Source organism: Kocuria palustris, assembly GCF_007666205.1.
Classification (GTDB): domain Bacteria; phylum Actinomycetota; class Actinomycetes; order Actinomycetales; family Micrococcaceae; genus Kocuria; species Kocuria palustris_A.
In genome coordinates this window covers 93,309-117,994 of the sequence record NZ_VDOR01000001.1, presented here as the reverse complement: position 1 = coordinate 117,994, position 24,686 = coordinate 93,309, and the positions used below count along the sequence as shown (strand labels likewise).

The window sequence follows — 24,686 nt, the reverse complement described above, 5'->3', positions numbered from 1 at the left end:
ACTGCGTGGCCGTCGCCGGCACCCCGGCTGCTCCGCCTGTCGCTGTCATGGACGGTCATGCTGGGAAAATGATGTGCGTTAGGGAATAAGCGGAGGATGATGGACCTCACACGGCTGGCCCCCGGCGCCCGCCGACCCACTGCGGAGAGGACCCCCCATGCGCTTTCGGACCCCCGAGACCCCCGAGCATCCCCAGAACCCCGAGCAGACCGGCGCCGGTCAGTCCGCCGCCGGACATCCCGGCGCCGGGATCGGCCGACCCCGCCCGGACGAGGGAGCGCGCAGGCGGCGCTCGCCGCTGGTCCTGGGCGCGCTGTCGCTGAGCGCCGGGCTGGTCCTGGCGGGCTGCGTCCCGTCCGCGGATGAGGGGGGCGACGACCCCTCGGCCTCCGAGGGCGCCGGCGGATCCGAGGAGAGCTCGTCGGCGGAGTCGTCGCCTGCGGAGGAGCCGAGCAGCCAGCAGCCCTCGGAGGACGCCTCCGAGACCTCCTCGCCCGAGCCGTCGGAGGAGCCCTCCGCCGACGACGCGGAGAGCGGGTCCGGCGCCGCCGCGGCCTCGGGCGGCACCGTCGAGCTCTCCGGTCTCCCCGATGCCGAGCCGGCGCAGTCGGAGTCCGGGACCGGCAATGCGACGTTCGCCCTCGAGCACCCTGACGGCGAGGACGCCCCGGTCTACACGAGCCGCAAGGCCACCGGCGGCAATCACTCGTACACCTACTTCACGGGCCAGCGCACCGACGGATCGTCCGTGTCCATGGGCGGCATCGGCAACGGCCAGACCGGCATCAGCTTCGAGGACCCCTACTGGATGGACGATCGGATCACCGATGTCGAGGTCGAGGCCGAGGACGGCGTCGAGTGGGAGTTCGACGTCTACTCGATCGAGGACATCCCGGACGTCTCCGCCGGCCAGTCCGTCAAGGGCGACGGGGCCAAGGTCTTCCACTGGCAGGGCGAGGAGAAGACCGGCTTCGACGTCGAGGTCGAGGGCGACGGCAACTTCATCGTCAAGGCCGAGACGGCCGACCCGGACGGCCCCACCGCGCAGACGGTCTTCAACGAGCAGGGACCGGGCGAGGGCACCATGGAGCTGCCGGACGAGGAGTACTTCATCACGGTCGAGTCCAACGGCCCGTGGGAGTTCACCGCGAAGTGATCGGGCGAGCGGCCGGACAGGCGCTCGGTCCCCGGCCCGGCGGCGAGGACCGCGGAAGGCCCTGCCCCCTCGAGGGGGCAGGGCCTTCATCGCGGCCGGATCGGCACGGGGATCAGATGATGATGCCCACGATGATCAGCACGAAGACCAGGGCCAGAGCGAACAGGCCCCAATTGCGCAGCGTGGTCCGGAACTCCGCCTTCTCGGCCTCGCTGCTCGGCGACCTCGTGTCGTCGCCGAGATAGCGGAAGTCGTAGGAGCGCGGCGGCTCCGTGCCGGTCGTCCCTCCGGTGGGGCCGTATCCCGGCCCGGTCCCCGGCCGGTCGTCGACGCCCTCCTCCAGCGGGCCCCCGGGCCCGCCGGCTGCTGAGGCGCCCGACCCGGCGGTGCCGTCGGCGCCGCCGTCGAAGCCGACGGGGCGGCCGAACGCCGGGGCCTCCGGCGGCTGCTGCCCGGCCATCGGATCCGCCGGGGCATCGCGGCCCGGACCGGATCCGGAGGCGGCGATGGCGCCGCCGACGGCGGGCGACGACGGCCCGCGGCCGTCGTCGCCCTTGTCCCGTGCCGATGCGGTGCCCGGGCCCTGCCCGTCCCGGTCGCGGTCCTCCAGCCCGCGCTCGTCCTTCGGCGCGTCGGCGCCGTGGCCGAGCATGGAGGCCAGGGCCGCATCGTCCGCCGAGGTCCACGAGGCCGGTGCCGCGTCGTCGTCGGCATCGTGCGGGTCCGGCCCCGGCTCCTCAGGGCCCCGGCGGGCAGGGGCCTCGGGGGCCGCCCGTGTGCGCGGATCGGAGGCGGGCGCCTCCGAAGCGGGGTCCTGCTCCGAGGCAGCGGCGACATCGGGGCGGGAGGCCGCGCGCTCGGCCCGCTGCCTCCTGGCCTGCTGGTCCGCGGCCCCGAGCGCGTCCGTGAAGGTGCGCAGGCGATCCTTCGCGGCCCGGCCCAGGCCGCCGTGCTCGGCGATCTGCACGGCTCGCTGGGAGACGCGCCCGTAGATTCGGCCGTCGTCGTCGACGCCCAGGTGCGCGGCGGCCTCCGCGGCCTCGACGGGCGGAGCCCCCGGGGTGCTCTCGGCGGCCCACGTCAGCAGGCGCATCGTGGCCGGCGTGCCGAGGATCCTGGCCGCCGACGGGCGCAGCTGAGGGGAGAACCGCAGGCGCAGCGCCTCCGGCGTCTCGGCGTCCTCCGCGGCGACCGTCTCCGCGGCGCGGGGATCGTCGAGCACGGCGTCCAGCAGGACGGCCGCGGCGATCCGGTCCTCGACGGCCGCCGAGGAGTCCGCGGCGACGGCGCGCAGCGACTCGCGGGAGGCCTCGGGCTGCGCGGTGAGCGGGCGCAGCTGATCGGGGCCGGCCTGCAGCAGCCGGGACGGACAGGACAGCGGCCCGGACGAGGCGTCGTCCGGGCGGTCGGCGGATCCTCCGGTGGAGCCGCGAGAGCGGTTCGGAGACACGATCGGCACCTCTTTCGTCGGAAGGGATGTCGTGCCCGAGCCTACGCGGGCGGCTCGGCCCCTGCTGGCGCGCCGGCCGGGGCCGGCGGGCGGTCGGCCAGGTGCAGCGCGCCCCGGACGGGCGGCTCGCTCAGCGGCAGCGGGGCGGCCAGCCCGGCCCCGCCGGCCCGGTCGGCCAGGGCCTCGACCAGGAGGGACGACGCCGTCAGGCCGCCGCCGACCACGAGCGGGCCCGTGAGCCCGAGCTGCTCGCCCACGCCGGCCGCCAGGCGGATCAGCTCTCCGGCGGCGGTCCGGAGCAGCGCGCGGGCGCCGTCGTGGCCGTGCCGAGCGCAGCGATCGACCTCGGCCGCCAGGCTCGCCCACGCGGTCCGGTCCGGGTGCGCATGGAAGTCGCCGATCAGCTCGGAGGGCCGCCGCAGCCCGCGAGCGGCGAGCACGGCGCGGTCGAGCGCATCGGCGGGGGCTCCGGAGTCCGCGCGGGCCAGGGCCCGGCGCGCGGCCTCGCGCCCCAGCCACCAGGCGCTGCCCTCGTCGCCGAGCAGGTAGCCCCAGCCGCCGCGGCGGGCCTCGCACCCGTCCGGGGAGCACCCCCAGGCGACCGAGCCGGTCCCCGCGATCAGGGCGATCCCGGTGTCCGCGCCGGCGGCGGCCAGCAGCAGGCGCGTGTCGTGCACGATCCGGAGGGAGGCGCCCGCCAGCCCAGGGGCGGCTTCGAGCACGAGGCCGCGCAGGCGCTGCGCGTCCGCGTCGGTGTCGACGCCCCCGGCGCCGATCACGACGTCCGTGCGTCCGAAGGCGGCGACGTCCTTCGCGCCCAGCTCGCCCAGCACTCGGGAGAGCACGTCGCGGGCCGCGTCCGACGAGACGTTCTGGATGTTCGCGCTGCCGCCGGAGGCCTCCGCGCGGAGGCGCAGCTCGCGCGCCGGCGCTCCTGCGGGGCCGTCGGCGCGCAGACCGCGGGTCGAGGTCCCGCCGATGTCCAGGCCGAGCACGGTCCGCAGCTGCCCTTTCATGCGCTCAGCCTAGCCAGGGGCGACCGAGGTGTTCACCTACGGGAGAACGTCGTTGTGATCGGGGCCGCAGGCTTCCTACTGTGGAGCCCGCGAACGCCACCTCATGAAAGGAGACCTCCTCATGACGACCAATGACACCTCGGTCATCGTCACCCGCGAGATCGACGCCGCTGCCGCCGACATCTTCGAGGTCCTGTCCCTCCCTGCCCGCCACGTCGACATCGACGGCTCGGGCAGCGTCAAGAACGGCTCGGACCAGCGCATCGAGAAGGTCGGCGACGTCTTCACGATGGACATGTACCGCGACGACCAGGGCGGGGAGTACAAGACCGACAACACGGTCACCGGCTTCGACCCCAACAAGCTGATCGCCTGGAAGCCCGCCAAACAGGGCACCACGGTCGAGGACAACGGCTGGGAGTGGGTCTGGGAGCTCGAGAACCTGGGCGAGACCCAGACGCGCGTCACCCAGACCTACACCTGGAAGGACGCCAACCCGGAGATCCTCAAGAAGGTCCACTTCCCGATGATCTCCGAGGAGGAGCTGGAGCAGTCCATGAACCGGCTGGCCTCCGCGGTCGCCTCCTGAGCGACTGACCCGCGCGTCGTCCGCGCTCGGCTGAGCGCAGGCGCGTGATGACGACGAGCCGCGCCCCCGGTCTGCACGACCGGGGGCGCGGCTCTGTGTCCGGGTGCCCGGGTGCCCGGACATGCGAGGACCCCGGGGCGTCGCGATCGCCTCCGGGGTCCTGCGGTCTTCTCGGTCCTACTGCGGGGTCGGCTCGCCACCGTGCTCTCTCGATGGTTCTCGCCTGCGCCGCATGCGCGCCGCCGGTGTGTTGATGACCCGTCTCCCGTTGTGCTGGGCTCGATCGTCAACCGGTCGGCTGCTGCGGTCTGCTCCGGCCTGTCCCTGCACGGCTTCGGCAGCCCTGCCCGTCTCGGTGCCGCTGCGGAACGCGCTCTCCATCCGGACTCCCGTCTGTCGGCCTGTGGTGCGGTGCACGCTACTCCCGGGCCCGGATGTGAGCAAGAGCACACCTGACAGGACCCGGCCGACTGCCGCATGGGATCATGGAGGGCATGAGCGCTCCCTCGGACAACGGCCCCTCCTCCGTCCGCCTGGACGTGTGGCTGTGGTCGGTGCGCATCTTCAAGACGCGATCGGAGGCCACCACGGCCTGCCGGGCCGGCCACGTGCGGCTCAACGGCGCGCCCGTGAAGGCGGCCCAGGCGCTGCGGGTGGGCGATGCGGTCACCGTCCGGCGCCCCGGCTGGCAGCAGGAGCTCGTGGTGCGCCGGCTGCTGCTCAAGCGCGTCGGCGCCCCCGTGGCCCGCGAGTGCTACGAGGACCGCTCGACCCCGCCGCCCCCGCAGCTGCGCGCGGCCGCCCCGCGGCGCGACCGGGGCGCGGGACGGCCCACCAAGAAGGATCGGCGCAAGATCGAGCAGCTGCGCGGCCACTGAGCTCCCGGCCGCGGGGCTCAGCAGCGGCCGTCGTCCCGGCGGCGCGAGAGGTAGGACAGCAGGGACGGGGCGGTGTCCTCCCGCCCGTAGATCTCGTCGATCGCATCGGCGGCGGTCGGTGCGCCTCCACCGGCCCGGTGCTGCGAGCCCGTCTGGTCGAACGGCTCCTCGCCTCCGTGCGTGGCGGTCCTCGGCGGCTGCGCGGACTCGCGCAGGGCCCGCGTCCCGGAGTTTTCCTGGCCCTGGCGCGTCCGCCTGCCCAGGTAGGCCCGCATCCCCTGAGGACGCGGCTGCACCGGGGCCCGGCGCCCCGGGCGGGTCCGCCCGCTCCCGCCTCGTCCCTGCCCCGGCGAGGCCTCGGCGCCCTCCCCCTCTGCGCGGCGACGCTCGCGGGCGGCCTGCTTGGCGCGGATCGCGCGCTGGACCGAGCGGTCCACCAGGACCTCGGGAGGCCCCTCGTCGGGCTGGCGGTCGCCGCGCCGCGTGCGAGCTCGGGCGGCGCGCGAGGACGCGCGGGAGCCGCGCCTGGCCGGGGCGTCCGGCTCGTCGCCGGCCACGACCTCGAGCTGCGCCGTGTCCGGTTCCGGTTCCGGCTCCGGGGCGGGCCGGCGGCGGGCGGCGCGGTGCTCGGCGTCGTCCACGGTCAGGGGCGGCCCGGCCGCGGGGTCGTCCGCGGCCTCGTGCGCGCGGTCGATCGGCCGCGTGGCGGCGATGCCCGACGACCGCCGCTCCTCGCGGAGATCGCGGGGCAGGACGACGACGGGGGCCTCGGGCTCGTCCCAGGCCTCGTCGGGGGTGGGGTCCTCCTCCGCCAGGGGGCGATCCTCCGCGGTGCGGGCACCCGTCAGATCGTGCACGTCGGTCCAGGCCTGCCAGCCCCGCAGCAGGCGCCAGCCCAGCCACAGCGCGGCCAGCAGCAGCGCGATGACTCCGAGGCCGTACCCGCGGGCCATCCATGCGGTCATCGCGAGCAGCACCAGGATCCCGGCGGCCAGCGGAGCCAGGGGGTAGGGGGACAGCTCCGGCAGCCAGCCCAGGGTCCGCGCGGAGATCCGGCGCTGCCCGGTGAGCCCCAGCCGCCAGCGGCGGATCCGGATGCCGCGCAGCACGTCGTCGCGGGGCCCGGGCTCCCACTCGGCCGAGCCGTGCGCGAGCAGGACGCGGTCGCCGCCGAGCGCGGCCGCCGCGATCAGATGCAGGCCGATGGCCAGCCACGCGATCGGCATGGCGACCGCGAGCCACAGGGCGATGATCCGCACGGCGGCGGGGACGGCGGAGGCGTCGTAGACGGTGAAGTCGAGCGCGCCCCAGGTCAGCCACAGCAGACCGACGCCGGCCAGGACCGCGACCAGGCCGTTGAGCAGCGCCCGCACCCGCAGCGGCGGCCACGACGGGTGGGAGGAGCGCACGGGGCGCCCGCCGGACGAGCGGGCCATCGCGACCTCCTGGAGGGCGGGCGGACTGGGCTGGATACAGTGGCAGGCTAGCAACGGGCGCTGTCGGCCCGGGGCGGGCACGTCGAGCCCGTCGGGCAGAGGAGCGAGCGCAGCGGAGGGCAGGTCGTGGCGGAGCACAGGGAGGTCCCCGGGGGCCGTGGGCTCAACCGGCGCATCCTGGCGCTGGCTGTGCCGGCCTTCGGGGCGCTGATCGCAGAGCCGCTCTTCCTGCTGGCCGACACGGTGATCGTGGGCCGGCTGGGCACGGAGCCGCTGGCCGGGGTGGCCCTGGCCGGGGCGGTCGTCCAGACCGCGGTGGGCCTGATGGTCTTCCTGGCCTACTCGACGACGCCCGCCGTGGCCAAGCACCTGGGGGCCGGGCGGATGCGCGACGCCCTGGCCGTCGGGCGCGACGGGCTCTGGCTCGGCGCGGGGCTCGGCCTCGCCCTGGCCCTGCTGGGCGCCGCGCTCGGACGGCCGCTGCTGCGGGCCATGGGCGGCCAGGGGGAGGTGCTCGCGCAGGCGTCGTCGTACCTCTGGTGGTCGCTGCCGGGACTGCCGGCGATCCTGCTCGTCACGGCCGCGACCGGCGTGCTGCGCGGCCTGCAGGACACCCGGACGCCGCTGGTCATCGCCATGGCGGGGGCCGCGGCCAATGGGGGCGCCAACGTGGCGCTGGTCCACGGGGCCGGCCTGGGCGTGGCCGGAGCCGCACTGGGGACGAGCCTCACGCAGTGGGCCATGGCCGCGGCGTACCTGCTCCTGCTCGGTCGGAAGTGCCGGGCCGAGGGCGTGGGGCTGGGGACGACTCCGCGGCGGGTCGGCGCCCTGATGGGCGTGGGGTCGTGGCTGATGCTGCGCACGGTGTCCCTGCGTGCGGCCCTGATGCTCACCGTCGTGGTCGCGACGCGGCAGGGGGCGGAGAGCCTCGCGGCCTATCAGCTGATCATGACGATCTTCAACGTCATGGCCTACGCGCTGGACGCGCTGGCCATCGCCGCGCAGGCGCTCGTGGGGCGCGAGACGGGGGCGCGGGACCCCCGAGCCGCCGGGGCCGAGGGCGAGCGGGCCCGAGCCGCGGTCCGCGCGCTCGTGCGGCGCATCGTCGCGTTCGGCATGGTCTTCGGGGTCGCGACCGGCCTCGTGGTGGGACTGGTCCTGCCGCTGGCCGCCCCGCTGCTCACGCCGTCGCCCGAGGTCCAGCGGCTCTTCGCCCTGGGGATGATCGTGGTGGCCCTGGGTCAGCCGCTGGCGGCGTGGGTGTTCGTGCTCGACGGCGTGCTGATCGGCGCGGGGGATGCCCGCTACCTGGCGCTGGCCGGGGTGGTGAACCTCGTGGTCTACCTGCCGCTGCTCGGCGCGCTCGCCGCGTCCGGCGCGGGTGGCACGGCCGGGCTGATGCTGCTGTGGGCGGCCTACGCGTTCGGCTACATGGGCGCCCGCGCCGTCACCCTGGGCGTGCGGGCCCGCGGCGACCGCTGGCTCCTGCAGGCCTGAGGGACGCCGCGGGCGCCCGCCCGCCGCCGCCTCCTGGGCCGACGGGGCGGCGTCCGCGCCGGCCGGGGCCCGGATGCCGCTGGTTGCCACCTCGGACGGGGCTTCTGTGCGCGGCGTCATACAATGGGAGCGGAGAGGCGGTCGGGACCGCGGTGCACCTGCGACCGGTCCCCGGGCCCGATCCACCAGGTCGCTCCGGGCCTCTCCACCGGCTTTCAACGTGGAAAGGCAGAGCGATGACGCAGAAGATCCTCGTCGGCTACGACGGCTCCGAGTTCGCGGAGCAGGCCCTGGAGTGGGCCATCCAGGAGGCCAAGGCGGCCCAGGGCGAGCTGACCGTGGTCGTCTCCACGGGGCGCCCCGTCGTCGCCGACGCCGCGATCACCGGGCCGTTCCTGGAGAAGATCGAGGACGAGGCGGAGCAGACCGCTCGCCGCGGCGTGCAGAAGGCCAAGGACGCCGGGGTCTCCGCCCAGGGCGTCCTCGAGCGCGGCGACGTCGCCGGAGTGCTCGTGGCCGAATCCCGCACCAGCTCCCTCGTGGTCCTGGGCAAGCGCGGCCTCCACGGCCTGCGCGGACGGCTCGGCTCGGTCTCCGCGGCGACCGCCGCCCACGCCGAGTGCCCCGTGATCGTCCTGCCGGACGGCTGGGAGTCCTCCGAGGGCGACTTCACCGGCCGCGTGGTCGTGGCCGTCGACAAGCTCGGCATCGAGTCCCCGTCGGTCAAGCGGGCCGCCGAGTACGCCCAGGCCCACGGCAAGGGCCTCTCACTCGTGACCGTGATCCCCTCCATGACGTCGCTGCCCTCGGGGTCGGCGGAGCTGGACGCGGCGGTCGCCGAGCAGCTGACCGAGCCGGCCCGGACCATGCTCCAGGAGGTCGAGGACAGCATCGCCGAGCAGTTCCCCGGCCTGGGCACCAGCATCCACATCCTGTCGGGCCGCCCGGCCGACGCCCTTGTGCAGGCCTCCGGCTCCGCCGACATCATCGTCATGGGCACCCGCGGGCGCGGCGGCTTCCGCGGCCTGCTGATCGGCTCGGTCTCCCAGGCCGTGCTGGTCGATGCCGAGTGCCCCGTCATGGTGGTCCCGAACCGCAGCCAGGCCGACGCAGGCTGATCCGGACCCGCGTCCCGGCTCTCGACGGGCGCCCCTTCCCCTCCGGCGGGCAGGGGCGCCCGTCGCCGTCCCGGGCCATCGACCCGTGGCGGCAGGCGCCGGGACCATCGGCGCCGGGGTCGCGCCCCCGGGGGGGGGGGATGTCATCTGCGACGGATCGCGGCCGCGCAGCCGCCGGCCCCGCCGCCCATGGCCCAGGATGCTCCTGACAGCAGTCAGGCGCGGAGGCGGCCCGGGCTCAAGGGTCCGCCGCCCGGCAGCGCCGTCCCCGGCATTCGGAGGAAGTCCATGAGCACGCCCCAGTACAACCCGGAGCCGCACGAGCAGCCCGGGCCCCATCAGCAGTCCTCGGCCCAGCCGCCCGGCCCGCAGCCGAGCGGCTATGTGCCGGGCGGGTTCGGGCACGGCGCCGCCCACGGCGGATGGGCCCAGCCGCCGCAGGGGACGCAGCCCGGCGAAGCGGTCGGGCCGGCGGGGGCGATCCGGAACTTCTTCGGCAAGTACGCCCAGTTCACGGGGCGGGCATCGCGCTCCGAGTACTGGTGGGTCACCCTGGTGCTCATGCTCGCGGGCTTCGCCTTCATCATCGTCCTGATGCTGGCCTCGCTGCTGGTCACGATCCCGGCGAGCAGCAATGGCGGCGACGTCGGCGCGACCGGTGCAGCCGGCACGGGATTCGCGCTGCTGGCGGCTCTGCTCTACATGGTCTTCACGCTGGCGGTGCTCGTCCCGTCCCTGGCCGTCACCGTGCGGCGGCTGCACGACGCGGATCGCTCCGGCTGGTGGTACTTCATCACCTTCGTGCCGCTCGTCGGGTCGTTCATCCTGCTCTTCTTCATGATCGAGCCGTCGAACCCCAGGGGCGCGCGCTTCGACGCCTGAGGCGCGGGCGGGACTGCCGGAGGCTGCCGCCCCGGATCCTCGGGCGGCCGGGGCCGGGCACTACAGTGGCGGGGCATCCGCATGGCGGGTGCCCCGCCGTCGTCTTCTCCGGAAAGTGGATGTCCCGTGTCCCACGACCCCGCCGCTCTGCGCAGCCTCGTCGCACCCACCCTGGTCCGCGCGCTCGTGACGCTGGCCTTCGCGGCCGGGACGATCTTCGTGACGGCCCCCGGCCTGGGCCTGAGCATCTGGCTGCTCGGCCTGTGGATGGCCGCCGTCGGCGTCTGCGTGCTGTGGACCGATCTGCGCGCCCGCGAGCATCCGAGCCTGGATCTGGGGACGCTGGCCTCCGTGCCGCGCTCGACCGGGGTCATGTGGATCCTGGGCGGCATCGCGGTGGTCATGATCCCGGAGACGGCTGCGGTGCTGGCCCTGGTCGCTTCCGTGGTGCTCTTCCTCGCCGGCCTGCCCGAGGGCTGGGTGGGCACGTCCCGCCGCTCGCAGCACCCGCTGGCCCGGGACTGGCAGATCGCGGGCCTGGTCACGGCCGCCGCCGCGATCGGCGTCCTGCTCGTGGCAGGCCTGGGCCCGCACGCGATCCTGGGGGTCGTGGGCGGGGCCGCCATCATCTCCGGCGTGCTCCTGCTGCTGGGCGCGCTGTCCCTGCGCCACGACGCGCGCGAGGGCGCCCGGGAGGCCGATCCCTCGTCCGGTCCGGCCGACGAGACCGCGCCGCACCGCTCGGAGTAGACTGGCCCGGTGTACCTCCTGCGCCCCGGGGCCCCTCGGGCGCCCGCGCAGGAGCCCGCCAGCGCCGCGGCGCCGGCCCCCGCGCAGCGGGAGCGGCGGCCGCGCACATCGACGACTCAGGAGGACAGCCCCTTGGCCCGAGACAACCGACGGCCCGCCCGCCGCGCGCCGGACGTGAAGGCACCTCTGGGGGTGTCCGCGGTCCTGGGCCTCGTGGCGTTCGCCATCGCGTCGATCGTGGGCTCGGGCGGGACCGAGGGCGGACTGCGCCTGGATCTCGGCCTGATCATCGGCGGGATCGCCTTCATCGCCTCCGTGGTCGTCTGCGCGACGCTCATGATGATCGAGAAGCCGAACGACCCCTCCCTGGGCGAGGGCACGGGCGTCAACCGCTCGTCGGCCAAGCTCTATGCCGAGAAGCGCGCCTCCCGCGAGGCCCGGCAGCGCCGCGAGCAGCAGGCGGTCGAGGAGACCGGGGCCGCCGGCGGCTCCGAGCGCCCTGCCGCCGACGGGAGCGATCGCCGGGATGACGACGGCGGGCCGCAGTTCGGCCAGCGGGTCCACCCCGAGCAGTGACGCGGGCGGCTCCCCGGACCTGACAGGCCGGCGGGCGACCCTGCGCAGCGACGCCGCCGACGGGAAGGGCCGCGGACCGGAGCATCCGGTCCGCGGCCTTCGTCATCCGCGGCGGCTCCTCGAGATGCTGTTTGCATCTGCAATGTGCTTCTGCGAAGATTGCAACAGCACATGAGACGAGGAGGACGACATGTCCGTTCGACGCTCCACCCGCATCATCACGGCATCCCTGCCGCTGCTGGTCCTCGGCGCCGCCGATCGGCCGGGCGTCGAGCGGGGTGCCCAGCGGCTCGTTCCGGCCCTCCTGGCCGCGGGCTCGCTCGTCGGCGGGCTCGCGCTGCTGCGGCGGGCCGCCGGCGCCCGCCGGATCTGATCGACCCGGCCCGGGCCCGCCTCCCGCCTCTGCGCGCGGGGACCGCCGGCCCGGGGCCCACGGACCTCCGTGCGCGGCCCGCGCACGGATCACGACGCGTCATCGGCTCCCGCACCGAGCCGGCGACGGACAGGGCTCCGCCCGAGGCTGCTCGGGCGGAGACCGGCCGCCCCCGGACAGGCGGCCGGGCCCCCTGCCGCGGACGGGAGACCGCCGGCAGGGGGCGGGGAGAGTGCCCGCTCCGGGGCATCGGCTCCGGAGCGGGGCCGCGGGGCGCCGCTGCGACGACCGGAGATCGTCGGCCGCGGCGCCCCGCGCGTCCCCGCCGCGGGCGCGGCGCCCGCGAGGGCTGCGGATATGCCAGATTGGTGGCATGGCATCCCCCCTCGAGGACTACGCACTGCTCTCCGACATGCAGACCGGTCCGCTGGTCTCGCGCCGCGGCTCGATCGACTGGCTGTGCGTGCCCCGCTACGACTCCCCGTCGGTCTTCGGCGCGCTCCTGGGCGATGCGGACGACGGCCGCTGGCTGCTGGCTCCGGCCGCGACGGCGGACGACGAGGGCCGCGACCTGCCCGTCGAGCAGTGGCGCGACGAGTGCCGCGTGGGCGACCGCTTCTACGCCGAGCACACCTTCGTGCTGCACACCGTGTGGATCACCGCCACCGGCTCGGTGCGGGTGACCGACTTCATGCCGCTGAGCCCCCAGCTCGACATCGCGCGCCGCGTGGAGGGCCTCACCGGGGAGGTCGAGATGATCCAGGACCTGCGCCTGCGCTTCGGCTACGGGAGGACGGTCCCCTGGATCTCGCACTTCGCGGGCGCCGAGGATCCCGAGACCGGCGAGCCCGGCGAGGACGAGCTGATCGCCATGGCCGGGCCCGATGCCATGGTCCTGCGCAGCGAGGTCGCCCCCGAGCGGATCGAGGACGAGGGCGGGCCCCGCCACGTCTCCCGCTTCACCGTCTCGGCCGGTCAGACGCGGGATCTGGTGCTCACCCACTTCGAGTCGCACCGCCAGCCGCCGGCCATGCTGGACGTCGGCGACGAGCTGCGCACCGCCCTCGAGACGTGGCGCGAGTGGGATGCGCAGTGGCCCGGCAGCGGCCAGGCCGCAGAGGGCGAGCGCGAGGACGCGGAGGACGGCGAGCCCTCCGAGCCCTCCTACGGCGGGGCGGCCGCGGAGTCCGAGGACGTGCCCCTGCTGGATCTGCGCGAGCGCGAGGAGGCGGTGCGGCGCTCCCTGCTGGTGGTCCGCGCCCTGATGCACCAGCGCAGCGGCGGTCTCGTGGCCTCGACGTCGACCTCCCTTCCCGAGCGGATCGGCGGGGAGCGCAACTGGGATGCCCGCTACTCGTGGCTGCGCGACGGCGCCCAGGCCCTCGAGGTCATGCTCGACCACGGCCACGACCGCGAGGCGCTGCAGCTGCGCAACTGGCTGCTGCGCTCGGTGGCCGGGCACACCGACGACATCCAGAGCGTCTACGGCGTGGGCAGCGAGCGCGGGACCGGCGAGCACACCATGGACCTGAGCGGCTACGAGCGCTCGCGGCCCGTGCGCGTGGGCAACTCGTCGTCCGGGAGGCTGCAGTCCGATACGGCCGGGTACCTGCTGGTCGCCTTCGAGAAGCTGCGTCGCCGCGGTCTCGAGGAGGACCAGCTCTCGTGGCCCATCCAGAAGGCCCTGCTGGGGCACGTGATCGCGGGCTTCGAGGAGGCCGACCAGGGCATCTGGGAGATGCGCGGCGATCGCGGGTTCCACACCCACTCCCGGGTGATGATGTGGGCGGCCCTGCAGGCCGGCGTGGACGCGGTCCGGGTCCACGGGCTCGACGGCGACCTGCAGCTGTGGGAATCGCATCGCGACCAGCTGGCCCTCGAGATCTGGACCTCGGGCTACGACCCGGCGGTCGGCAGCTTCGTGCAGCGCTACGGCTCCCAGAGCGTGGACGCCTCGCTGCTGCAGCTGCCGAGCCTGGGCTTCGTCGCCTGGGACGACGAGCGCATGGTGCGTACGGCTGAGCGCATCGTGTCCGAGCTCGGGACCGATCTGGGCGGGCTGCGCCGCTACGAGAACATCGCGGTGCCCCCGGGCGCGGATCCGGAGGAGTTCGAGGCCCAGATCGGCCAGGACGGCTTCGCGGGCCCGGACAGCCCCCACGTCGGCGTGACGCTGTGGCTGGCGACGTACCAGGCCCGCAGCGGGCGCCTCGACGAGGCCCGGCGCACGCTGGCGCGGGTGGTGCGCCGCGGCAGCGATCTCGGGCTGTTCTCGACCGTCTACGAGGGCGAGCCCGGCCGGGGCGGGCGCATGCTGGGCAACCTGCCCCACGTGGTCTCGCACCTGGGCCTGATCCAGGCCGTGGGGGCCCTCGACCTGGCCGAAGGGCGGCGTCCCGCGCCCGTCGCCCACGACCGCCCCGAGGACGACCCCGAGGCCCCGGAGCAGGAGGACCTGACCCGCGAGCGCTGAGCGGACGCCCCTGAGCGGCCGGAACGGCCAGGAGGGGCGCAGGGTCCTGTGGGAGGATCGTCGCCATGCAGGCAGCCATCCTGGTCGACGTCGGGCAGATCGACTACCACGTGGGCGACGAGGCCATGGGCCACGCCGCCGTCGCCGCGCTGCAGGCGCGGGGCATCGAGCAGCCGGTGCTGCTCAGTCGGGATCCGGAGCACACGGCGGCCCGCTTCGAGTCGGTCGTGCCGGTGCGCACCCTCGAGTTCCCGTGGCCCCCGGAGGACCGCGCGCGCTACCTCGAGGAGATCCGCGCGGTGGTCTCGGGGCGCACGGACGCGCTGCCGCCGGAGGACCAGGTCTTCGAGCTGATCGAGGCCCTGCGCGGCGTGGACGCCCTCCTGATCGCCGGCGGCGGCAACCTGAACTCCCGCTACGGGTGGCTGCTCTCCGAGCGGGCGGCCGCGGTCGAGATCGCCCGCTCGCTGGGGCTGCCCGTGGTCATCAGCGGGCAGACGCTCGGCCCGGAGCTCTCGGCCCGGGACCGTCCGGTCCTGGCGCGGATGCTCGAGGCGGCCGTGCTCGTGGGCCTGCGCGACCCCGCCTCCCTTCGCCTGGCCCGCGAGCTGTGCCCCGGCCATCCCGGGCTGCGCGCCTGCCCGGACGACTCCGTGGGCTGGGCCCTCGACGTCCTGGCCGGGCCGTGGAACGCGCCCAGCGGCTCGACGGCGCTCGGCGAGGCCGCTCCGACCCCGGCAGCCCCCGCCCCGGGCGCGGACGCCCCGGCGGAGGATCCCACCGCGCCGCGCATCGTCGCGACCTTCGCCCCGGGGGCCGGCCCGTTCGAGGAGCACGAGGCCGCGGAGGTCTACGCCGTCGTGCTGGACGCCCTGGTCCACCGCACGGGAGGCGTCGTCGAGCTCGTGCCCCACCTGGCGCGGCCGGGCGAGCACGACGGCGACGAGCGGTTCCACCGCCGGGTGGCGGCGCGCATGCGCAGCCACGCGGTGCAGCGCCCCATCGAGGATGCCGCGGACAGCGTGCGCCGCATGCTCACGGCCGACTACGTGGTGACCTCGCGCTACCACCCTCTCGTCTTCGGCCTGGCCGGGGGCGCTGCGGTGCTGCCGATCGCGGCGGACCGCTACGCCGAGGTCCGCATGGACGGGGCCTGCCGCACGTGGGGGATCTCGGGGCAGGTGGTCCCCCTGGCGGCGCTGATCACGCCGCGCGAGGCCGCCTGGGACACCCACCAGGCCGCCCAGCGCTGGACCGAGGAGGCCGTCGAGGGGCGGCGCGAGTCCTCGTCCGATCTGCTCGCCCGCCGGGCCGCCGTGCGCGAGACGTGCGCGGCGTGGTGGGACGGGGTGCTCGTGGGGCTCTCGGGGGCCCTGCCCGGGCCCTCGGCGGTCCCGGAGATCCCGGCAGCCGGAGCCGGCACCGAGTTCTCCCGCGCCCTGCGCCGGGACTGGACGGATCCCGTGGCCGACGTGGCTCCGCGCTCGCCGGCCTCGGTCGCCGTCGTGATGCGGACCAGGGACCGGCCGCTGCTGCTCGAGCGCGCCCTCGACGACGTCCTGGCCCAGACCCTGGCGGACTGGCGGCTGGTCGTGGTCAACGACGGCGGCGATCCCGAGCCCGTCCAGCGGCTCGTGGACGCCCGCGCCGACCGGTTCCGCGGCCGCTGCGAGATCCTGAGCCACCGTCGCGGCGTGGGCATGGAGGCCGCCTCCAACCGCGGGCTGCGGGCCACGGACAGCGAGTTCGTGGTCGTGCACGACGACGACGACACGTGGGACCCCCGGTTCCTGCAGCGCGCGGTCGCCTTCCTGGAGCGCCCGTCGTGCACGGACATCGGCGTCATGGCGCGCACCGAGATCGTCTACGAGGAGATCATCGGAACGGGGACGGGCACGGCAGCGGAGGCGGGAGCAGGATCGGACGGCGGCGCGGCCCCCGGTGCTTCGGACGGCCGGCCGTCGATCCGGGAGACCGGGCGGGCGCCGTTCTGGGCCGATCAGCGCTCCATCACGCTCAGCGATCTGCTCAGCATCAACCGCGGGGTGCCCATCTCCTTCCTCTACCGCCGCCGCCTGCACGGGCTCGTGGGGGACTACGACGAGTCCCTGCCGGCCGTCGGCGACTGGGAGTTCCACCTGCGCACGGCCCAGTCCGCGACGATCGGGTTCCTGGACGGGCCCGCGCTGGCCTTCTGGCACCAGCGCCCGACGGCTGCCGGGGTCGAGGGCAACTCGATGTTCGCCGCGAGAGACGAGCACGGCCTGCACGATCTGGCCGTGCGGGAGCGTCATCTTCGGCAGTGGACCGATCAGAACGGGATCGGGCTGCCGCTGTGGATGGCCCGCGAGTTCCAGCAGCTGCACGGCCGGCTCGAGGCGCTGGAATCCGGTCAGCGGGAGATCCTCGAGCAGAACCGCCGCATCCTGGCCGACCTGGAGCGCGAGCGCGAGCGGATCCTCGAGGCAGAGCAGCGGATCAAGGAGCACTCGCTGGTCAGCAGGGTCGGGCGCACCCTGCGCCGGATCGCCCCGTGGGCCTTCCGCCGCCGCTGAGGCGGAGCCGCGGCGCGGTTCGCGTCTGGCCGGCGAGATTCATCAGCATGCGCACGGAGTGCGCGGTGTGGGGCGCGTCTCGTAGAGTGTGATCATCGGCCCATGAGCGCCCTGATCCAGGTGAGTGCCCCCGACTCGTGGCCGAGGACCGTGGGAGTGCCACGGTCACTGCGTGCAGCATGTGTATGAAAGCGAACAGACTCTTGGTCACCCCTCACACTGACAACACCCTCGACGGCCGTCCCGCCGAGCTGGCGGATCTGGCGGCCCTGGTCGATCCTGCCGTCGAGCAGGCCACCACATGGATGCGCAAGGCGCAGAAGCTCTCGGAGGAGGGCGCTGCGGAGTCGGATGCCGCCGACCGCCTCTCCGCGATCCTCAAGGACCCCAACGGCCTCGACTTCACCGTCGGCTTCGTGGATCGCGTGATCCGCACCGAGGACAGCGCCGCCGCGGCCAAGGCCCTGCAGCGCATCGCGGGGATCGCCCCCAAGTCGCTGTCCGGGCTCGACCGCTCGCAGATCCTCGGCGGCAGCTACATGAGCCACCTGGCCCCGGCCGTCGTCATCCCGATCGCCCGCGCGCGCCTGCGCCAGATGGTCGGCCACCTCGTGGTCGACTCCCGCCCGGGCCCGTTCGGCAAGGCCGTCGAGCACATCACCGAGCGCGGCGACGCCCTGAACATCAACCTCCTGGGCGAGGAGGTCCTCGGCCTCGCGGAGGCGGACAAGCACCTGGACGACGTCGACCGCCTCCTGGCGCGCGACGACGTGGACTACGCGTCCATCAAGGTCTCCTCCGTGGTCCCGCAGCTGTCCCACTGGGGCTTCGACGGCACGGTCGAGCGCGTGGTCGAGCGCCTGCTGCCGCTGTACCGCAAGGCGGCCGACGCCCCGGCCGGCACCAAGTTCATCAACCTGGACATGGAGGTCTACTCGGACCTCCACCTCACCACCGAGGTCTTCACGACGCTGCTCGAGCGCCCCGAGCTCAAGAACCTCGAGGCGGGCATCGTCGTGCAGGCGTACCTGCCCGATGCGCTCGGCGCCGTCCAGCACCTCTCCGAGTGGGCCTCCCGTCGCGTGGCCGACGGCGGTGCGCAGATCAAGATCCGCCTGGTCAAGGGCGCCAACCTGCCCATGGAGCGCGTGGACGCGGAGATGCACGACTGGCCGGTGGCCGTCATGCCCACCAAGCAGGCCACGGACGCCAACTACAAGCGCGTGCTCGCCTGGGCCTTCACCCCCGAGCGCCTGCGCGGGATGCGCCTGGGCGTCGCCGGGCACAACATCTTCGACATCGCCTTCGCGCGCCTGCTCGCGCAGCACCGCGGCGTCACGGAGCGCATCGAGTTCGAGATGCTCCAGGGCATGGCCGCCGAGCAGTCGATGGCCGTCTCGGACGACGTCGGGGGCGTGCTGTACTACGTGCCCGCCGTGTCCCCGGAGGAGTTCGACGTGGCCGTGGCCTACCTGGTGCGCCGCCTCGAGGAGAACGCCGAGTCCGAGAACTTCATGTCGGGGATCTTCGAGATCGAGCCCGGCAACGAGATCTTCCGGCGCGAGGAGGGCCGCTTCCGCGCCGCGGTCGATCAGCTCCTCGAGGAGGGGCTCGAGCTCGGCGGCGAGTCCGCCCCGCTGCCCCACCGCATGCAGGACCGCACCCAGGAGGCGGCCGGCCGCGAGGCCGACTACCGCGGCCACCAGCCGCTGGACGAGCCGTTCCGCAACGAGCCGGACACCGACATCTCCCTGCCCGCGAACCAGCAGTGGGCGCTCGAGCTGCGCGACCTCGTCACGGACCGGGCCTGGTACGAGGGCCTGCCCACGCCGCCGGAGCTCGGCCTGGACGATGTCGCCGAGATCGTCGAGACCGGCCGCAGCGCGGCCAAGGGCTGGCGCGAGCGCGGCGCCCGCGAGCGCGCCGAGATCCTCAACCGCGCCGCCGACGTGCTGGCGGGGCGGCGCGGCCACCTGATGGCCGTCGTGGCCGCCGAGACCGGCAAGGCCTTCGTGCAGTCCGACGCCGAGGTCTCCGAGGCGATCGACTTCTGCCGCTGGTACGCCCGCCACGCCGAGGAGCTCGAGACCGTGGACGGCGCCGAGTTCGATCCGGACGTCCTGGATCTGGTCACCCCGCCGTGGAACTTCCCGCTGGCGATCCCGACCGGCTCCACCGTGGCCCCGCTGGCCGCCGGCGCCGCCGTGATCCACAAGCCGTCGCCGCAGACCGTGCGCTGCTCGACGGCGCTCATGGAGGCCCTCTGGGAGGCCGGCGTCCCGCGCGATGTCCTGCAGCTGGTCGACGCCGTCGAGGGCGACACGGGCAAGGCGCTCGTGAGCCACCCGGGCGTGGACCGCATCGTGCTCACCGGCGCCTACGAGACCGCCGAGCTGTTCGGCGGCTGGCGCAGCGGCCGCCCCGTCATCGGCGAGACCTCGGGCAAGAACGCGCTGATCATCACCCCGGCCGCGGACCGCGACCAGGCGGTGTGGGATCTGGTGACGAGCGCCTTCGGCCACGCCGGGCAGAAGTGCTCGGCCGCGTCGCTGGGCATCATGGTCGGGTCGGTCGCGACCTCCGAGCGCTACGAGAAGCAGCTGCTCGACGCCGCGTCGTCGATGGTCGTGGACTGGCCCGAGAACCTCCAGGCCATCGTCGGCCCCACGGTCGAGCAGCCCAACGACAAGCTCATGCGCGCGCTGACCCAGCTCGACGAGGGCGAGGAGTGGCTGCTCGAGCCGCAGCAGCTCGACGACTCCGGCCGCCTGTGGCGCCCGGGCATCAAGAAGGGCGTCAAGCCGGGCTCGTTCTTCCACGAGACCGAGGTCTTCGGCCCCGTGCTCGGGCTCATGCACGCCAAGGACCTCGAGCAGGCCATGCAGTGGCAGAACGCCGTCGACTACGGCCTGACCGCGGGCATCCACTCGCTCGACGTCAAGGAGGTGCGCACCTGGCTCGAGGGCGTCGAGGCCGGCAACCTCTACGTCAACCGCGGCATCACGGGCGCCATCGTCCAGCGCCAGCCCTTCGGCGGCTGGAAGAAGTCGTCGGTGGGCCTGGGGGCCAAGGCTGGCGGGCCGAACTACCTCACGCAGATGGGCCGGTGGGAGAAGTCCGGCTTCCGCGAGGCCGAGGCCGTCGAGGGGCAGCCGGGTCTGCTCCCGGCCGTGCGCGAGGTGCTCGGCGACGCCGACGTGCTGAAGGCGCTGCCCGAGACCGATCTGACCTGGCTGCGCGCCTGCGCCGGTGCGGATCAGCGGGCCTGGGAGTCCGAGTTCGGCGTGGCCAAGGACCCGACGGGCCTGCGCAGCGAGGCCAACATCTTCCGCTACCGCCCCCGCGACATCGTGGTGCGCGCCGCGGAGGACGCTCCGATCACCGATGTGATCCGCGTGGGCCTGGCCGCCGCCCGCTCGGGCTCCGAGGTCACCCTCTCGGCCGCCCCGGCGGTCCTGGAGGCCCTGCCCCGGTCCGTGCGCGCGCTGTTCACCCAGGTGCTGCCGGCCCTCGACGACGCCGCGTTCCGCGCCCAGGCGAAGGACCGCCGCCTGCTCGGGGCCCGCACCTCCGCGCGCACGGCGCCCGAGCCGGCGCAGCAGCAGCGCTCGACGGTGCAGAAGCTGCGGAACCGCCTGCCCTTCGGCAGCGGCGCCGCCGCCGCCGCGGAGGAGGCATCGGATCCCGAGGTCCTGGAGCTCGGCGTCGGAGCCCGCATCAAGATGGTCGGCGAGGATCCCGATCTGGTCGCTGAGCTGGGTGCCACGCCGGATGTCGCGGTGCTCATGCACCCCGTGGTCGGCGCCTCCCGCGTGGAGATCCAGGAGATGCTCCACGAGCAGGCCGTGTCGATCACGCTGCACCGCTTCGGCAACAGCTTCGGCGAGATGCAGCGCCTGCGCGACGAGCTGATGGGCTGAGGCGGCGGGGTGCTCCCATCGGCACCCCGGCGTGGATAATCGTCCGGCAAGGACGAGAACAGGGACCGATCGGGTCGCCGCTGAGCAGCGGCGGCCCGATCGGCGCCTTCACGGAGGGGAGCCGACATGTCACTGCGGGAGACCATCGCCCACCTGCCCCCGGAGCAGCGCGAGCGCGTCGCAGGGCTGGCGCGGCATCTGCCGCCGCGGCTCAAGCTCGGACCGGTGTTCCGGCAGACGCAGCGCGACATCCGCAAGGCCCGCACCATCCCCTCCTGGGGCCGCGAGGAGCGCGACCGCCGGCTGCAGTCGCTGCTCGACGCCGCGGCCGGAACCGACTACTACGGCTCGGCAGCCGGCTACGAGGCCCTCCGCGATCGCCGCCTGCCGCCGATGCAGCGGCTCTCGCGGCTGCCGATCCTCACCCGCGAGGAGCTGTCGGAGAACTCCGGGCGGATGCTGACCGTCCCCGAGAGCCGGGTCGAGGTCGTGTCGACCTCCGGCAGCTCGGGGGAGCCGATCGTCTTCCGGCTGGACCGGGCCAGGGGCGCCGGGGAATGGGCCTACGTCCTGAGCGCCTGGGACAGGGCGGCCGGCTACGACCCGCGCGACTGGCGGCTGCGCCTGCGCGGCGCCGAGCTGCCGGGCGGCGCCGACTGGTTCGTCCAGGGCTCGACGGGGGAGGTGGTCCTGCGCGTGCAGGCACTGGGCCCGGAGCGGGTGCAGGAGCAGTGGGGCCTGGCCTCGCAGCGCGGGATCCGCTTCCTGCACGGCTTCCCGTCCGCGCTGACCTACCTGGCGCGCCTGCTGGAGACCGAGCTGCCGCAGGACGAGTGGCGGCATGAGATCCGGGGGCTGCTCACGGTCTCGGAGGAGCTCACGACGGCGCAGACCGAGGTCCTCGACCGGGCGTTCCCGAACGCGCGCATCGCCAACTTCTACGGCCTCAGCGAGCGCACGTGCTTCGCGCCCATGGACGAGCGGCGGGTGTTCCACCCCGAGCCGCTCTACGGGGTCGCGGAGCTGGTCGACGAAGCCGGGCGGGCGGTCGGCATCGGGGAGCGCGGCCGCCTCGTCACCACGGGGCTGCGGCTGACCGGGCAGCCGTTCCTGCGCTACGACACGGGCGACTCCGCCGAGCGCGCGGGCACCGACCCCTGGGGGCGGCCGACCTTCCGGGAGATCCGCTCCCGGCGCGGTCGCGAGGGCCTCGTGCGCCGCGACGGGTCCCTCCTGCCGGCGACGCTGCTCAACATCACCGAGCCCGAGTCCCGCTGCGTCAGGCGGCTGCGCATCCGGCAGGACGAGCCCGGCCGCGCGACGCTGCTCGTCGAGCAGGCGCCGGGCTCCGGCCCGGAGCAGCTCGAGGAGCTCATGCGCGTCATGCGGGCCCGGCTCGGCCGGGGCATCGAGGCGCAGCTCGAGCTCGTCGACGCGCTGGAGCTGCCGGGCAGCGGCAAGGAACGGCTGATCGAGCAGAACATCCCGGGCGTCGTCAGCACGTGGGCCTGAACTCTGCAATCGCATGGAGAGTTTGCGGATGAACACGTAGGGTCGAGGAGAGGCCCCCGAGGTCGAAGGCGATGATCCCGTCGGCTCCGGCCGGGGGATCCGATCGAAGGGGAGAGCTTGAGATCGCTGCGTGAGTCGATCGCGCACCTGCCCGCCGGCCGGCGGGAGAGGTTCGCGCCCATCGTCCGAGCCGTGCCGCCGTCGCTGCGCTACGGTCCGGTGTTCAAGGCCACCGTGCGCGAGATCCGCAAGGCCCGGACGGTCCCGTCCTGGGGCGCCCGGGAGCGCGAGCGGCGCCTCGCCGAGCTGCTGGACGATGCCGCGGGGACGGACTACTACGGCTCGACGCCGGGGTACGACGCGCTGCGCGAGACCGGGGCCCCCGCCTTCGAGCGGCTGTCCCGGCTCCCGGTGCTGACGCGGCAGGCGCTGTCCGAGAACTCGCTGCGCATGCTGACCGTGCCCCGGGACCGCGTGCAGCTCACCGCGACCTCGGGGACCTCGGGCGATCCGATCCTCTTCCACCTGGATCGGGAGCGCGGGGCCGCGGAGTGGGCCTACGTCTACGACGCCTGGCACCGGGCCACGGGCTACGAGCTCGACGACTGGCGGCTCTTCCTGCGCGGCGCCGCCGAGCTGCCGGATGATGCGGACCACCACCTGCAGCGCGTGACCGGCGAGCTGATCCTGCGGGTCCAGGCGCTGTCGCCCGAGCGCATCCGGGAGCACTGGGGGTGGGTGCGCGAGCGCGGCATCCGCTATCTGCACGGCTACCCGTCGGGGCTGAGCTACATGGCCCGCCTGATCGAGGACGAGCTGCCGGACGACGACTGGCGGCTGCGCATCCGCGGGATCCTGGCCGTCTCCGAGGAGTACACGCCGGGGGAGCACGAGATCCTCCGCCGCGTGTTCCCGCATGCCGGGATCTCGAACTTCTACGGGCTGAGCGAGCGGACGTGCTTCGCCCCGATGGACCCCGGCGGCACGTTCCGCCCGGCGCCCCTCTACGGCATCACGGAGCTGCTCGACGAGGACGGGCGTCCGGTCGGGCCCGGCGAGCGAGGGCGGCTGGTCACCACGGGGCTGATGATCCGCGGGCAGCCGTTCCTGCGCTACGACACCGGGGACTCCGCCGAGCGCGTGGGGACCGACCCGTGGGGGCAGCCCACCTTCCGGGAGATCCGCTCGCGCCGCGGCCGCGAGGGGCTGATCCGCGCCGACGGCTCGCTCTTCGCCACGACCTCGCTGAACGTGCACGGGCATCAGTTCCTGTGCGTGCGCCGCTTCCGCTTCCGGCAGGACGTCCCGGGGCACGCGACCCTGCGGGTCGAGCCGTCGTCGACGGCCACCGACGAGGCCCTCCAGGAGTTCTACGGCGTCATGCGCCACCGGACCGCGGGCCAGGTCGAGCTGGGCCTCGAGCTCGTGGACCGCCTGGAGATCCCGCCCGGCGGCAAGGACCGCATCGTGGACCAGAACGTCGAGGGCATCACCGCGACCTGGGCCTGATGAGGGCAGGCCCGGGACGGGGCCGAGGGCTCAGCGCAGCTCGGTGCGCGGCCGCGTGGTCGCCACGGCGGCGATGAGGCCGAGCAGCAGGCCGACCGCCGCTCCCATGACGCCGATCGTCGTCCTGCTCAGCCCGGAGGCCGCCTCGGGCATGGTCGGATCGCCGGCGGGCTCGATGGTCACCTCGGAGTCCTCCGCGCTGGTCTCGGCCACCGAGGCGAGCGCATGGCGCCAGGCCCCGGCGAGCGCATTCGCATCCTGCGCGGACTCCCCGACGGCCGTGATCTCCAGGCCCGTCGTGTTCGGCGTGGCGGTCACGGAGACCTTCTCCAGCAGGGCCGCCGCGGACTCGTCGGTCCCGAGCTCCCCCTTCGCGGCCTCGGCGACCACCAGGGACTCGCCCAGCGCCTCGTAGGTCGTGGTGCGCGAGATCGCGAGCTCCTCGGCGGCCAGCCGCTCGGCGGCCGTGTCGTCGGCCGTGCCCGCGTGGACCAGGACCGTCGTGGCCGACTCGTACTGCGGGGGCTCCGAGGACGCCAGGCCCAGGGCGATGCCGAGGCCCAGGAGCATGCCGATCAGCGGCGCCCACCAGCGCCGCCGCAGGGCCGCGCCGAGCTGGTCGACGGAGACATCCGTGACCATGGGCTCGGCCCCGTCGGTGCGCGGCCGGGCATCGGTCCGTCTGCTGGTCTGCATGATCTGGTGCTCCCCCCCGAGGTCGTGTCGCCGGCCCTCCCCAGGGCGCGGCGGCGGCCGGAGGCCGCGGCTCGCCGCGGGATCCGACTCGGCGCCCACCCTAATCCGGCGGGGCCGCCGGGAGGCCCCCGAGCAATTCGATGACTCTGCAGAAGAAGAGTGGACATCGGCCCCCGCGGGCCGTCATCCGCCGAGGCGCATGACATCATGAGCCTGCGCGCCGCCGCTGGGGAGCGGCTCGGGCGCGCGAATCGGCCGCACCGCGACGGCGGGGGATGCCTCCCGGTGCCGGCCGTCCGA

General features: G+C 74.5%; 18 protein-coding genes. 14 read left to right on the top strand and 4 right to left on the bottom strand.

Going from position 1 to position 24,686, the window contains the following annotated elements; genetic code table 11:
- Window positions 1-157: 157 nt before the first annotated feature.
- Window positions 158-1,156, top strand: a complete 999-nt coding sequence (locus FSY66_RS00520) for a hypothetical protein (protein WP_144790230.1) — start codon at window positions 158-160, stop codon at window positions 1,154-1,156.
- Window positions 1,157-1,268: 112 nt separating this feature from the next.
- On the opposite strand, the gene FSY66_RS00515 is transcribed toward FSY66_RS00520, so the two are convergent.
- Both FSY66_RS00515 and FSY66_RS00510 read right to left on the bottom strand, forming a co-directional pair.
- Window positions 1,269-2,606: a hypothetical protein gene (locus tag FSY66_RS00515; RefSeq protein ID WP_144790228.1), complete on the bottom strand. Its 1,338-nt coding sequence runs from the start codon at window positions 2,604-2,606 to the stop codon at window positions 1,269-1,271.
- A 41-nt stretch (window positions 2,607-2,647) separates the two neighbouring features.
- Window positions 2,648-3,622 (bottom strand): N-acetylglucosamine kinase, encoded by a 975-nt coding sequence (locus FSY66_RS00510; protein WP_260853271.1) that lies wholly within the window; start codon window positions 3,620-3,622, stop codon window positions 2,648-2,650.
- Between the two features lie 121 nt (window positions 3,623-3,743).
- Between FSY66_RS00510 and FSY66_RS00505 the strand changes: the two genes are divergently transcribed.
- Window positions 3,744-4,211, top strand: a complete 468-nt coding sequence (locus FSY66_RS00505; RefSeq protein WP_144790226.1) for an SRPBCC family protein — start codon at window positions 3,744-3,746, stop codon at window positions 4,209-4,211.
- Between the two features lie 494 nt (window positions 4,212-4,705).
- Window positions 4,706-5,089: an RNA-binding S4 domain-containing protein gene (locus FSY66_RS00500; RefSeq protein WP_144790224.1), complete on the top strand. Its 384-nt coding sequence runs from the start codon at window positions 4,706-4,708 to the stop codon at window positions 5,087-5,089.
- A gap of 17 nt (window positions 5,090-5,106) precedes the next feature.
- Here FSY66_RS00500 and FSY66_RS00495 read toward each other — a convergent pair whose 3' ends face one another.
- On the bottom strand, window positions 5,107-6,525 hold the full coding sequence (locus FSY66_RS00495; RefSeq protein ID WP_144790222.1) for a hypothetical protein: 1,419 nt from the start codon (window positions 6,523-6,525) through the stop codon (window positions 5,107-5,109).
- A 126-nt stretch (window positions 6,526-6,651) separates the two neighbouring features.
- Between FSY66_RS00495 and FSY66_RS00490 the strand changes: the two genes are divergently transcribed.
- The 11 genes from FSY66_RS00490 (at window position 6,652) to FSY66_RS00440 (ending at window position 23,690) form a co-directional block, all read left to right on the top strand.
- Window positions 6,652-8,022: an MATE family efflux transporter gene (locus tag FSY66_RS00490; protein ID WP_144790220.1), complete on the top strand. Its 1,371-nt coding sequence runs from the start codon at window positions 6,652-6,654 to the stop codon at window positions 8,020-8,022.
- Window positions 8,023-8,258: 236 nt separating this feature from the next.
- Window positions 8,259-9,140: a universal stress protein gene (locus FSY66_RS00485; protein ID WP_144790218.1), complete on the top strand. Its 882-nt coding sequence runs from the start codon at window positions 8,259-8,261 to the stop codon at window positions 9,138-9,140.
- Between the two features lie 288 nt (window positions 9,141-9,428).
- Window positions 9,429-10,022: a DUF805 domain-containing protein gene (locus FSY66_RS00480; RefSeq protein WP_186304329.1), complete on the top strand. Its 594-nt coding sequence runs from the start codon at window positions 9,429-9,431 to the stop codon at window positions 10,020-10,022.
- Window positions 10,023-10,148: 126 nt separating this feature from the next.
- Complete coding sequence (locus FSY66_RS00475; RefSeq protein ID WP_144790214.1) at window positions 10,149-10,772, top strand: DUF308 domain-containing protein; 624 nt, start codon at window positions 10,149-10,151, stop codon at window positions 10,770-10,772.
- 132 nt (window positions 10,773-10,904) lie between these two features.
- Window positions 10,905-11,348 (top strand): hypothetical protein, encoded by a 444-nt coding sequence (locus FSY66_RS00470; protein ID WP_144790212.1) that lies wholly within the window; start codon window positions 10,905-10,907, stop codon window positions 11,346-11,348.
- Between the two features lie 190 nt (window positions 11,349-11,538).
- Window positions 11,539-11,721 (top strand): hypothetical protein, encoded by a 183-nt coding sequence (locus FSY66_RS00465; protein ID WP_144790210.1) that lies wholly within the window; start codon window positions 11,539-11,541, stop codon window positions 11,719-11,721.
- A 373-nt stretch (window positions 11,722-12,094) separates the two neighbouring features.
- Entirely contained in the window at window positions 12,095-14,194 is a 2,100-nt protein-coding gene (locus FSY66_RS00460) for a glycoside hydrolase family 15 protein (RefSeq protein ID WP_144790208.1), read from the top strand.
- Between the two features lie 65 nt (window positions 14,195-14,259).
- Window positions 14,260-16,749 (top strand): polysaccharide pyruvyl transferase family protein, encoded by a 2,490-nt coding sequence (locus FSY66_RS00455; RefSeq protein WP_144790206.1) that lies wholly within the window; start codon window positions 14,260-14,262, stop codon window positions 16,747-16,749.
- Between the two features lie 203 nt (window positions 16,750-16,952).
- Window positions 16,953-20,669, top strand: coding sequence for a proline dehydrogenase family protein (locus FSY66_RS00450; protein ID WP_260853269.1), 3,717 nt, complete (start codon window positions 16,953-16,955; stop codon window positions 20,667-20,669).
- Between the two features lie 126 nt (window positions 20,670-20,795).
- The gene (locus tag FSY66_RS00445) at window positions 20,796-22,181 is read left to right on the top strand and encodes a phenylacetate--CoA ligase family protein (protein ID WP_144790202.1); all 1,386 of its coding nucleotides are present in this window, start codon (window positions 20,796-20,798) and stop codon (window positions 22,179-22,181) included.
- 117 nt (window positions 22,182-22,298) lie between these two features.
- Window positions 22,299-23,690, top strand: coding sequence for a phenylacetate--CoA ligase family protein (locus tag FSY66_RS00440; RefSeq protein WP_260853267.1), 1,392 nt, complete (start codon window positions 22,299-22,301; stop codon window positions 23,688-23,690).
- 30 nt (window positions 23,691-23,720) lie between these two features.
- Here the strand turns inward: FSY66_RS00440 and FSY66_RS00435 are convergent, their stop codons facing one another.
- Entirely contained in the window at window positions 23,721-24,386 is a 666-nt protein-coding gene (locus tag FSY66_RS00435; protein WP_144790200.1) for a YveK family protein, read from the bottom strand.
- Window positions 24,387-24,686 lie beyond the last annotated feature (300 nt).